General features: G+C 70.6%; 5 protein-coding genes. All 5 read left to right on the forward strand.

Annotation, left to right across the window (positions count from 1 at the left end; translation table 11 throughout):
- Nucleotides 1-69 precede the first annotated feature (69 nt).
- The 5 genes from ACFSOX_RS11780 (at nucleotide 70) to ACFSOX_RS11800 (ending at nucleotide 12441) form a co-directional block, all read left to right on the forward strand.
- Nucleotides 70-2274: a tetratricopeptide repeat protein gene (locus ACFSOX_RS11780; RefSeq protein WP_378478006.1), complete on the forward strand. Its 2205-nt coding sequence runs from the start codon at nucleotides 70-72 to the stop codon at nucleotides 2272-2274.
- Nucleotides 2275-2462: 188 nt separating this feature from the next.
- Entirely contained in the window at nucleotides 2463-4688 is a 2226-nt protein-coding gene (locus ACFSOX_RS11785) for a tetratricopeptide repeat protein (protein ID WP_378478007.1), read from the forward strand.
- A gap of 240 nt (nucleotides 4689-4928) precedes the next feature.
- Entirely contained in the window at nucleotides 4929-9782 is a 4854-nt protein-coding gene (locus ACFSOX_RS11790; RefSeq protein ID WP_378478008.1) for a S8 family serine peptidase, read from the forward strand.
- A 115-nt stretch (nucleotides 9783-9897) separates the two neighbouring features.
- A complete protein-coding gene (locus ACFSOX_RS11795; RefSeq protein ID WP_378478009.1) occupies nucleotides 9898-11781 on the forward strand; it encodes a ShlB/FhaC/HecB family hemolysin secretion/activation protein in 1884 nt (627 codons plus the stop codon).
- Between the two features lie 21 nt (nucleotides 11782-11802).
- Nucleotides 11803-12441 carry an invasion associated locus B family protein gene (locus ACFSOX_RS11800; protein WP_378478010.1) on the forward strand — a complete coding sequence of 213 codons (639 nt, stop codon included), beginning with the start codon at nucleotides 11803-11805 and terminating at the stop codon, nucleotides 12439-12441.
- The last annotated feature ends 58 nt before the right edge of the window (nucleotides 12442-12499 follow it).

The following is a 12499-nucleotide window of genomic DNA, read 5'->3' on the forward strand; positions in this document are numbered from 1 at the left end:
CAGGACGACACTTGGGTCGGCGCAGCCGCCGCCCGTGATCACGTCACGAGATGCGTTCGGGAGACCCGCATGCATCGACATCGTTTTGCTCTTTCGGTTCTCGCCGCCAGCACCCTTCTCGCCGCCGTGGTCGGCTCCTGCCCGGCACAGGCCCAGAGCAAGAGCGACGTCGCCGGCTGCCAGTCGAGCAATCTCGACACCCGGCTCGCCGCCTGCGGCCGCATCATCGCGCAGGGCAGCAAGGTCTCGGCCAAGAACCGCTCCGCAGCTCATAACAACCGCGGGCAGGTCTATAACGAGCGCGGCCAGTACGATCAGGCGATCCGCGAGCTCGACGAGTCGCTGCGGCTCGATCCGACCAACGGCGCCGCCTTCAACAATCGCGGCGTCGCCTTCTCGGGCAAGGGCGACAACCAGCGCGCCGTGCGGGACTTCGACGATGCGTTGCGGCTGGGGGCGCGGAGCGCCACGGTCTGGGGCAACCGCGCCTCCATCCATCGCAGCCTCGGCAACACCGACCAGGCGCTGCGCGACTATGACGAGGCGATCCGGCTCGACCCGAAATCCGCCCCGCTGCGCAACGCCCGCGGCAATGTCTGGTTCGACAAGAACGAGTACGATCGCGCGATCGCCGACTACGAGGAGGGATTGCGGCTCTCTCCCAAGGACGCCGTGATCGTCCACAACCGCGGCAACGCCTACCGTCACAAGGGCGAGCACGATCGCGCCATCGTCGACTTCGACACCGTGATCCGCCTGTCGCCGACCTACGTCGCCGCCTGGGTCAACCGCGGCCACAGCCACCATGCGCGCCACGAGTACACGGAGGCGATCCGCGATTTCGACGAGGCGATCCGGCTGGAGCCGCGGTCGGGGCCCTATTACGCCTATCGCGGACGCACCTATCGGCTCGCCGGCGACGTCGACCGAGCACTCCGTGATCTCGACGAGGCGATCCGCCTCAACCCGCGCGACGACGGCGCCTGGCACTTCCGGGCCGAGGCGCATCTCGCCCGCGGCGATCTCGACCGGGCGCTGTCCGATCTCGACAAGGAGATCGAGATCACTCCGAAGGACGCGGTCGCCTACAATCTCCGCGGCTTCGTCTACCGGCAGCGGGGCGACCTCGACCGCGCGCTGCGCGATTTCGACGAGGCGATCCGCCTGAGCCCGCGCAGCGCGACCGCGATCGGCAATCGTGGCGAGGCCTATCGGCTGAAGGGCGACCTCGGGCGCGCGCTCGCCGATCTCGACGAGGCATTACGGCTCTCGCCCGAGATGACGCCGGCCCTGACCAGCCGCGGCCTCGCCTTCGAAGCGCGCGGCGACCTCGCCCGCGCCAAGGAGAATTTCCGGGCGGCCCTGGCCGCTCCGGCGCGGACCTACCTCACCGGCGCGTGGGCCGTCGACACGGCGCGCGCCCGCCTCGCCGCGATCGAGAGCGGGACGACGGCGGCGACCCCGGCCGCGTCGTCCGTGACCCCGGCCGCGCCGGCGACCGTCGCCGCGGTCGCGCCGAGTCCATCCCCGGCTTCCCCACCCGTGTCGTCGCCGTCGACCGCCGCCCCGGTCGCCCGCGGGAGCCGCGTGGCGCTGGTCGTCGGCAACGGCGACTACCGCCATGCCACCGCCCTGCCCAATCCGGGCAACGACGCCCGCGACCTCGCGCGCTCGCTGCGCGGCCTCGGCTTCGACGTCGTCGAAGGCATCGACCTGGAGAAGCACGGCATGGAGCGGAAGATCCGCGAGTTCGGCCAGAAGCTCGACCGCGCCGACCTCGCCTTGTTCTTCTACGCGGGACACGGCTTGCAGGTCGCCGACAAGAACTACCTGGTGCCGATCGACGCCAAGCTGGAGCGGCCCGGCGACCTCGCGCTCGACACCATCACGATCGACGACGTGCTGGCCCAGATGGAGAGCGAGCGGCGCGTCAACCTCGTCTTCTTCGACGCCTGCCGCGACAACCCGCTGGCGCGCACGCTCGCCCGCTCGCTCGGCACCCGCTCGGCCTCGGTCGGCTCCGGCCTTGCCGCCATCCAGAGCGCGGTCGGCACCATGATCGTCTACGCCACCCAGCCCAAGAACGTCGCGCTCGACGGCGACGGCCGCAACAGTCCGTTCACGGCCGCCCTCCTCAAGCACATCGCCACCCCCGGCCTGGAGATCGGCGCCATGATGAAGCGGGTGCGCGCCGACGTCTACGAGGCGACGCGGCAGCGCCAGCTCCCGTGGGACCATTCCTCGCTGATCGGCGACGTCGTTCTGGCGCGATGACGGTCGCGCAGACGCGACGAGAGTGGCGCAGGCGCGACGAGAGTGGCGCAGGCCGTCGATCGAACCGATCGGCCCGCCCGGCCTACAAACCTCCGCCGGGGCTTGAATCCGGCGGGTGGCTCGCGGAATCTATGACGGTGGTCGAAAGCAAGACCCGCAGTGACAGCACGTTCTCCCGGGAGGATCCGATGCGCCGGCGTCTCGCGACATTCGCCGTTCTGGCCGCCGCGGCGGCCATCCTCGCCGCGCCGTTTCCCGCGCAAGCGCAAAGCCAGAAGGACTGGGCCGCCTGCCGCACCGGCGACCTCGACAAGCGGGTCACCGCCTGCAGCCGCATTCTCGACAGGGCCGGCAAGCTCACCGCCCGCGAGCGGTCCGAGGCCTACACGAACCGCGCCTATGTCTACAACGAGAAGGGCCAGCACACGCTGGCCATCAAGGATCTCGACGAGGCCCTGCGCGCCGATCCGACCAACGCGACCGCCTTCAACAATCGCGGCTACGCCTTCAATGCCAGCGGCAATCCCGATCGCGCCATCCGCGACTACGACGAGGCGCTGCGGCTCGACCCGAAGAAGGTCGTCGCGCTCGGCAATCGCGCCGTCGCCTGGCGCAAGAAGGGCGAATCCGAGAAGGCGCTCGCCGACTACGACGAGGCGATCCGGCTGAAGCCCGGCGCCGACGACTACTTCAACGCCCGCGGCAACGTCCATTTCGATCGCCGCGAGTGGGACAAAGCGATCGCCGACTACGACGAGGCGATCCGTCTGGCGCCGAAGAACGCCGTCTACCGCAGCAATCGCGGCAACGCGTACCGCAACAAGAACGACTACGATCGGGCGCTGCGCGATTTCGACGAGGCCCTGCGCCTGCAACCGAACTACGTCACCGCGATCATCAATCGCGGCCACACCTGGTACAACAAGTCCGACTGGGCGCGGGCCGTCGCCGAGTACGACGAGGCGATCCGGCTCGAGCCGCGCAGCGCGAGCTACTACAATTTCCGCGGCAACGCCTATCGCAACATGAAGGAGTTCGACCGCGCGATCCGCGACTACGACGAGGCGATCCGGCTCGACCCGCGCCACGCCGCCGCCCTGCAGGCCCGCGGCCGCACCTATCTGGGCCGCGGCGACTGGACCCGCGCCGTCGCCGATTTCGACGAGGCGATCCGCGTCACCCCGAACGACGCCGGCCTCTACTCCATCCGCGGCTTCGCGCTGCGCCAACGCGGCGATCTCGATCGCGCCATCGCCGACTTCGACGAGGCGATCAAGCGCAACGGCCGCGACGCCGTCGCCTTCGCCAGCCGCGGGGAGGCCTGGCGGCTGAAAGGCGATCTCGACCGCGCCCTGGTCGATATCGGCCAGGGGCTCGCGCTGGACGCGGCCCTGACGCCGGCACTGGCGAGCCGCGGCCTCGCGCTCGAGGCGCGCGGCGACCTCGTGCGTGCCCGCGACGACTACAAGGCCGTGCTGGCGGCGCCGCCGCGCACCTATCTGAGCGGCGACTGGGCCGTGCAGACGGCGCGCACCCGCCTCGCCGCCCTCGAGGCCGGTACGCCGGCGTCGGCGGGCTCGCCGACGCAGAGCGCGGCCACCCGTCCGTCCGCGCCACCCGTCCCGGCCGCGACCCCGGCCCCGGCGCCCTCCGGTGCCGTCGCGGTCGCCCCGGCCCCGCCGCCGCCGCCGGCCGCCGCCGAGCCGCCGGTCGGGCGCGGCACGCGGGTCGCGCTGGTGGTCGGCAACGGCGCCTATGTGCACGCGACGCCTCTGCCCAACCCGAGCAACGACGCCCGCGACCTCGCCCGCTCGCTGCGCGGCCTCGGCTTCGACGTCGTCGAGGGCATCGACCTCGGCAAGCACGCGATGGAGACGAAGATCCGCGAGTTCGGCAAGAAGCTCGACCACGCCGACCTCGCCTTGTTCTTCTACGCGGGACACGGCCTGCAGGTCGCCGACAAGAACTACCTGGTGCCGATCGACGCCAAGCTGGAGCGGCCCGGCGACCTCGCGCTCGACACCATCACGATCGACGACGTGCTGGCCCAGATGGAGAGCGAGCGCCGCGTCAACCTCGTGTTCCTCGACGCCTGCCGCGACAACCCTTTGGCGCGCTCGCTCGCCGCCTCGCTCGGCACCCGCTCGGCCTCGGTCGGCTCCGGCCTTGCCGCCATCCAAAGCGCGGTCGGCACCATGATCGTCTACGCCACCCAGCCGAAGAACGTCGCCCTCGACGGCGAAGGCCGCAACAGCCCGTTCACGGCCGCCCTCCTCAAGCACATCGCCACCCCCGGGCTGGAGATCGGCGCCCTGATGAAGCGGGTGCGCGCCGACGTCTACCAGGCGACCCGCCAGCGCCAGCTTCCATGGGACCATTCCTCGCTGATGGGCGACGTGGTGCTGGCCCGTTGACGGCGGTTTTCCGACATCATCCGGCGCCGAAATACCCATATTGCGTGTCACAGCGTTGCAGCGCAGCAACGATGCGGCAATTGCGCCACTCGGCGAGGGATTCGAGCGGGTTGTTACCGGGTTCCTCACCCGTTTCCTTGTTCCGCCGAATTCGTGTCTGCTAGTTTCCTAGACCGAAGGGTGCCCGGGGAGGCCGGGGCGGGCGCCCTTTCTGCCGACCATGGACGTCAGGAAGACCGCATGAGCCGACGACGCCTCCGCCTGGGCCCGTTCTCCGCGCCGCTCGCCGCCGCGCTGCTGGCAGCCTGCTGGCTGCCCGGGCAGGTGCTGGCGCAGGCGCTGCCGACCGGCGGCACCGTCACCAGCGGCACGGTCGGCATCACCCAGCCGAACGGCTCGACCCTGGTGATCAACCAGTCGAGCCCGACCGGCATCGTCCACTGGTCGACCTTCTCGATCGGCGCCGGCGGCACCGTGAACTTCAACAACGGCTCGGGCGCGACCCTCAACCGGGTCACCGGGAACGTCCCCTCCTCGATCGACGGCCTGCTGACCGGCACCGGCAGCGTGTTCCTGGTGAACCCCGCCGGCATCGCGGTCGGGCCGAACGGCGTCGTGCAGACCGGCGGCAGCTTCGTCGCCTCGACGCTCGACGTGAAGGACAGCGAGTTCCTGGCGCGCGGCACCATGACGTTCGACGGGCCGTCGACGGCCGCCGTGGTCAATCTCGGCCGCATCGGCTCGTCGACGGGCGACGTCGTGCTGATCGCCCGCACGGTGCAGAACGACGGCGTCATCGAGGCGCCGCAGGGCACCGCCGCCATGGCCTCGGGCCGCGAGGTGGTGCTCTCCGACGGCAGCCTCGGCAACGGCAAGGTCCAGGTGAAGGCGCCGGGCGGCGACGGCAAGGTGATCAACCGCGGCACCATCCGGGCCGCCGACGTCGAGCTGCGCGCCAACGGCGGCAACGTCTACGCCCTCGCCGGCAACACCGACAGCGTCATCAAGGCGACCGGCATCGCCAACAAGGGCGGCCGCATCTTCCTCACCGCCCAGGGCGGCACCGTGACGGCGACCCAGCGCATGGTGGCGCGCCGCGCCCCGACGACAACGACGACGGCCGGCGTCGCCACCTCGACCAGCCGCGGCGGCGACATCCTGATCGAGGCCGACGCGGTGTCGATCGCCGGCCACCTCGACGCCACCGGCGACGGCGCCGCGGGCGGCCGCATCGTGGTGACGGGCGGCACCGTGACGCTCGCGGCCGGCGCCCTGCTCGACGCCTCCGGCACGGCCGGTGGCACCGTGCTGGTCGGCGGCGACCGCGCCGGCGGCCGCGGCACGGTGAAGTACTCCGACACGCCGGTGCGCAACGCCGACCGGACGACGGTCGAGAGCGGCGCGACGATCCGAGCCGACGGCACGGCCGGCGCGGGCGGCAACATCGTGGTGTGGTCGGAGGGAACGACCACGGTCGCCGGCACGATCTCGGCGACCGGCACCACGGCCGGCGGCTTCATCGAGACCTCGGGCAAGACCCTGAGCTTCGCCGGCGCCTCGATCAACGCCGGCCAGGGCGGCACGTGGCTCCTGGATCCGGACGATCTGATCATCGACACCAACAATGTCGGCGCCATCGTCTCGGCCCTGAACGCCGGCACGAACGTGATTCAGGAGACCCCGCAGAGCGGAACCGGCGGTTATGGCGACATCACGGTCGCGACGAACATCGCCTGGAGCAGCAACGCGAGGCTGACACTCAGCGCCTACCGAAATATCGTGCTCGAGCCGGGTGTCGTGATCTCGAACTCGGGCGGCGGGCACCTCGTGCTGCGCGCCGATAATACTGGAACGGGCACCGGGACGGTTGTATTCACGCCGCCGGACACACAGAACCCGAATGCCATCCAAATGCCGGCCGTGATCACGTTCACGGCTGGCGGGTCGGTTTCGATCTACTACAATCCGAGCAGCTACAACTCACCCGAATCCTTTTCCAACGTAGTGGTCACCGGCGGCGGAACGCTCACCAGCTACATGTTGGTGAACAGCGCCGCCGACTTGGCGCGCATCGACGATACCCTGACCTCGCTCGCCGGCACCTACGCGCTTGGCCGCGACATCGAGGTGCCCTCAAACACTGAGTTCAACGGGATCAGCGGCACATTCACCGGGTTGTTTGACGGCAAGGACGACACAGGCACCGCTCATGTGATCTCGGGGCTTGATCTTTCCGGCCCCTCGTCGTTCGGCCCCTACGGCATGTTCGCCACGATCGGAGCGACCGGGACGATAAGAAACCTGACACTGGTCAACGCGACGGTGACTGCCGAGGCCGGCGAAACAGCCATCGGCATCCTGGCCGGGGTCAACGAGGGACTGATCTCCAACGTCCAGATTATTGGTGGCAGCGTCAACGCCGTCGACTATGGCGCCGTCGCCGCGGGTGGGCTGGTCGGACATAACTCCGGTCGGATCGAGAACTCCCAGGTGTTCGCCGCCGTCTCTGCGGGTCCGCATGGAAGTGCGGGCGGTCTCGTCGGCGAGAACACCGGGGTGATCTACAATTCGACAGCGCTCACAGTTGTGACCGTCTATGACAACAGCAAAGCTGGTGGGTTGGTCGGCATCAACACGGCATCGGGGCAGATCATCGATTCGGCCGGCTTCGGGGTGGTGATCGCCGGAGCGACCAGTCGTGCCGGCGGCCTCGTCGGCGACAATATCGGCATCATTACCGGTGGGGATGCATACGCGGCTACATCGGCCGGCCCGGGCTCGATGGTCGGCGGGTTGGCCGGGCGGAATACCGGCACGATCGAGGACGCATATGCGCTCGGTTACGTCGAGGGCTCGTCGTCAAGCGCGGTTGGCGGTTTGGTCGGTGTCAACGCCGGCAGCATCACCGATTCATTCTCGACAGCTACCACGACCGTCACCGGCTCGGACAATTTCGTTGGCGGTCTCGTCGGCATCAATGTCGGCGCGATCGACCGGTCGGCAGCTGCCGGCACGGTGGCAGGCGGACCGCTCGACGTTGTCGGCGGGTTGGTCGGCCTCAATGCGACCCAGGACGGTGGCACGACTGGATCCATCACCCGTTCCTACGCGACAGGCAGCGTTTCCGGCCAAGAGTACAGTGTAGTCGGCGGGCTGGTCGGCCAAAATGGCGGTGTCATCGACCAGACCTATGCAGCCGGGCCGGTCTCAACCGGGGCCGGTGGGCAGAGCGGTGGCCTCGTCGCCGTGAACGCCGTATCGTCCTCCTCCGCGACCGCAACCGAATTCGTCGGTGACCTCCTTGTCAGCGCCGGCCAGGTAAGCAGCAGCTACTGGGACACCCAAACGAGCGGCCAGAGCGGCAGCGCAGCCGGCACCGGGCTGACTACGGCGCAGCTCACCGGCGGCCTGCCGGACGGCTTCGATCCGACCGTGTGGACCTCGATCCCCGGCCAGTCCTACCCGTTCATCTTCGGCGGCCCGACCTACAATCCCGGAACCGGCACCGGCACCGACCCGACGCCGCCCCAGATCTACGACCCGACCGTCCTCACGACGCTGGTGTCGCTGCCGACCAACCCCCAGATCAACGGCCCGCCCGATCCGAACCAGACCAACATCACGCCGCCCGCCCCGCCGGCCGGCGGCGGCAACGGCTCGGGCAACGGCGGACGGGGCGGCCGCGGCGCCGGCGGTCCCGGCGGCAACAATCCGGGCGGCGGTCCGCCGCCCGGCCCGGGGCTCGACCGCACCCCGAGCGAGCAGCAGATGAGCGGCGTCCCGCCGATCGGCGAGACCCGGTTCATCCCCAACGAGATCGTGCTGCAAATTCCGGCCGGCGTGTCGCGCGACCAGGTCGAGGCCATCGCCCGCGCGCTCGGCGTCGAGATCGCCTCGGCCGAGACGATCGGGCTCACCGGCCGCACCCTCTACAAGTTCCAATTGAAGGCGGGGCAGGACATCCGCGCCCTGATCCGCCGGCTGGAGCAGAACCGCATCGTCTCCTCGGCGCAGCCGAACTACGTCTACACCCTGGCACAAGCGGGCGCCCCGGCGAGCGCGCCGGCCGCCGGTGGGACGACGGACCCGGCCGCCGACACCGGCACCGGGTCGATCCCGCCGAGCCCCGGCGGACCCGAGACGGCCGCCTCAGGGTCGAGCGATCTCGCCAGCGACCTCGCCGCCCGCACCACGCTGCCGACCGGCGACCCGGCCCAATACGTCATCCAGAAGCTCGGCCTCGGCGCCGTCCACAAGCGGGTGCGCGGCGCCAACGTGACGGTGGCGGTGATCGACTCCGAGATCGACCTGCGCCACCCCGACCTGCAGGGCGTCCCGGTCGAGCGCTTCGACGCGACCGGCGCACCCAGCCGGCCCCACACCCACGGCACCGGCATGGCGGGCGCCATCGCGTCGCGCACCCGGCTGCTCGGCGTCGCGCCCGGCATCCGGCTGCTCGCCGTCCGGGCCTTCTCGGAGACCGACAAGAGCGCCGAGGCGACCACCACCCAGGTGCTGAAGGGGCTCGACTGGGCGATCGCCAGGAACCCGCGGATCATCAACATGAGCTTCGCCGGGCCGCGCGACCTGATGACCGAGCGCCTGCTCGAGGCGGCGGCCAAGAAGGGCATCGTTCTGATCGCCGCCGCCGGCAATGCGGGGCCGAAGTCGCCCCCCCTCTACCCGGCGGCCGACCCCAACGTGATCGCCGTCTCGGCCACCGACACCGACGACAAGCCGTTCGCCCAGGCGAACCGCGGCAAGCACATCGCCGTCGCGGCGCCCGGCGTCGACGTCCTGGTGCCGTCGCCCGAGGGCGCCTACCAGCTCACGACGGGCACGTCGGTGGCGGCCGCCCATGTCAGCGGCGTCGCGGCGCTGCTGATCGAGGCGCGGCCGAGCCTGACGCCGGCCGAGGTGCGCGGCATTCTCACCCGGACGGCGAAGCCGCTCGGGCCTGGCAAGGACGTGCAGGTCGGCGCCGGGCTCATCGATCCGATCCGGTCGCTCGCCGGCGTCGTGCCGGCGGCGACCTCGCAGATCGCTCCGCCGCCGCTGCGGCCGGGCGTGATGCCGGCGATGCCGCTGCGCTGAGACGGACAAGACCCGCCGCGTCCGCGCGGCGGCGTGTTGATGCAAGTTCTCGAGGACCGGGGGCAAACCTCGGCCTCTTCGGATAAAATTTGTTGTTGCGTAAGGGCAGGCGGGAATGGGGACTGGAACGCGAACCGGCGTCTGGCCGGCGATCGAGCCGTTGCGGGGGACCGCACGGCCGCCGGCGCGACGACACCCGGCCGGGCGGCCGGGCGGCCTCGCGCGCGCCCTGCCGGCCACGGGCCTGACGGCCAGCGGCTTTGCGGCCGCCGGCGTCGCGGTCCTCGCTCTCCTCGTCGCGACCGCGCCGGCCGCCGCCCAGTATGTCGAGCGCAACCTGCCGCCCGCCCCGCCGCGCGGCGCCCCGGCGGTCGGCTATATCGCCCCCGATCTCCTCAAGGGCGAGGACGACACGCCGCTCGGCGCCACCCTCTCGGGCATCGTCCTGCTCGGCGCCAAGGACCAGCCGCTCGCCGCCCCCAAGCGGAAGGGCGTCGAGGTCGAGCGCATCCCGGCGATCGACCCCGCAGGGCTGCGCGCCCGCCTCTCCGCCCTGCTCGGCCGGCCGATCAGCCGCAAGTTGATCGCCGAGGTGCAGAAGACCATCTCGGCCGTCTACAAGGACGCCGGCCGCGCCTTCGTCTCGGTGACGATCCCGCCCCAGGAGATCACCGGCGGCACCCTCCAGGTCCGGGTCATCGAGTACAAGACCGGCCGTATCACGGTGTCGGGGGCCGAGCGCACCAGCCACGAGCATATCCGCACCCGGGTGCGGGTGACGCCGGGGGCGCCGATCGACAGCCGCCAGCTCGAGACCGACCTCGACTGGCTGAACCGCAATCCCTTCCGTCGGGTCGAGGCGGTGTTCGGCCCCGGCCGCGACCTCGCCGAGGCGGACCTGAGCCTGCGCACCACCGAGCAGGCGCGGCCCTGGCAGGTCTATGCCGGCTACGCCAACACCGGCACGCTCTATACCAGCCGCGACCGCTGGTTCGTCGGCACCAACGTGGCGCTGCCGGGCGACATCGTCGCCTCCTACCAGGCGACCGGCAGCCGCGACTTCTGGGTCGACGACGGCCATCCGATCAACGACCCCGAGACGGCCAAGTACCAGAGCCATGCGGGGCGGGCGATCGTGCCGCTGTGGCCGCGATCGAGCCTCGAGCTGATCGCCAACTACGTCCAGAGCAACGAGGAGCCGAACCTCTTCCTGCGCTATCGCACCCGCACGACCGAGTTCACGGCGCTCCACCGCAGCGCCGTGCAGAACGTGCTGCCGTGGGCGTTCGGCGACCTGCTGCTCGGCGTCGAGACCAAGCACCAGACCCGCGAATTGTACTTCGTCGGCATCCCGATCGCCGACTTCTCGACCGACGTGTTCCAATTGGTCGGCGGCTGGGCCGGCCGCTTCCGCGACCCGGTCGGCGTCAACGACCTCGACGTGCGGCTGAAGGCCAATCCGGGCCACATGCTGCCGGGCAACACGTCGGCGGCGTGGAGCCTGTTCACCAATGGCCGGGTCGACGACATCCACTACGCCTACGGCACGCTCGCCTATGTCCACACGACGCCGCTGCCCAAGGACTTCGTGCTGACCAACGAGCTGTTCGCCCTGATCTCCGGCGAGCCGCTGCCCGACACCGAGCGCATCTCGCTCGGCGGCGCCTTCACGGTGCGCGGCTACATGACCGAGGACCGCACCGTCGATCAGGCCGTGATCTCGCGCAACACGCTCTTCCTGCCCGGCTACTCGTTCGGCGAGGCGCTCAAGATCAAGGGCCTGAACGACAAGCTGGTGCCCTATGTGTTCTCCGACGTCGGCTGGGGCCGCGACATCTTCTTCGGCTACGAGACGACGCTCGCCTCGGTCGGCGCCGGCTTCGACGACACGGTCGGCCCGTTCCGGGCCAACATCGCGGCCGGCTACGCGCTGCTCGACGGCCCCCACACCCCGGCCGGCACCTGGCGCATCCATGCCCGCGTGACCGCCACTTACTGACCTCGCCCCCTGGAAGGACCGATGCCCCGCAGCCCCCTGCCCCGCCTCGCCCTGTCGCGCCTCGTCTCGTCGCGCCTTGCTTCGTCGCGCCTTGCTTCGTCGCAGGTCGCTGCCGCGCTGGTGATCGCCGCCTTCGCCGCCGCGACCCTCGCCGACGCCGCGCCCGCACTCGCCCAGGCTCCCGCGCCGAACGCCGCACCGGCCACCGGCGGCGGCGCGCCGACCCGCACCACCGCGACCTACGAGGACTGGACGGTGCGCTGCGAGACGCCACCGGGCGCCCAACAAAAGACCTGCGAGGTGTTCCAGGCCCAGCAGCAGCAGGGCCAGGCCGGTCCGGTGTCGCAGATCGCCATCGGCCGCGCCGGCAAGACCGGGCCGCACAAGCTGGTCGCGCAGATCCCCGTGAACGTCTGGCTCGCCACGGCGCCGCGTCTCTTGTGGGACGACAAGCAGGCGCCGATCGCGCTCGGCTTCAAGCGCTGCGTGCCGGGCGGCTGTTTCGCCGACGCCGACATTCCGGACGACCTCCTGCGCCGCATGAAGGCCAGGGCCGAGCCGGGCCGCCTCGAATACAAGGACGCCATCCAGCGCGACGTCGGCATCGCGGTCTCGTTCAAGGGTTTTTCTCAGGCGATCGACGCGCTGGCCAAGCAGTAGACCGGGCGGCACGGTCCGTCATTCCGGAGCGCCGCCCTCCGGTCCGGCCTCTGGCCGA

The sequence above is a fragment of the Rhodoplanes azumiensis genome (assembly GCF_042682915.1).
Lineage (GTDB): Bacteria > Pseudomonadota > Alphaproteobacteria > Rhizobiales > Xanthobacteraceae > Rhodoplanes > Rhodoplanes azumiensis.

Bases quoted from the DNA above. Each gene is read 5' to 3' on its own strand.
- ACFSOX_RS11780 (WP_378478006.1), top strand. From the start codon at position 70: ATGCATCGACATCGTTTTGCTCTTTCGGTTCTCGCCGCCAGCACCCTT.
- ACFSOX_RS11785 (WP_378478007.1), top strand. From the start codon at position 2,463: ATGCGCCGGCGTCTCGCGACATTCGCCGTTCTGGCCGCCGCGGCGGCC.
- ACFSOX_RS11790 (WP_378478008.1), top strand. From the start codon at position 4,929: ATGAGCCGACGACGCCTCCGCCTGGGCCCGTTCTCCGCGCCGCTCGCC.
- ACFSOX_RS11795 (WP_378478009.1), top strand. From the start codon at position 9,898: ATGGGGACTGGAACGCGAACCGGCGTCTGGCCGGCGATCGAGCCGTTG.
- ACFSOX_RS11800 (WP_378478010.1), top strand. From the start codon at position 11,803: ATGCCCCGCAGCCCCCTGCCCCGCCTCGCCCTGTCGCGCCTCGTCTCG.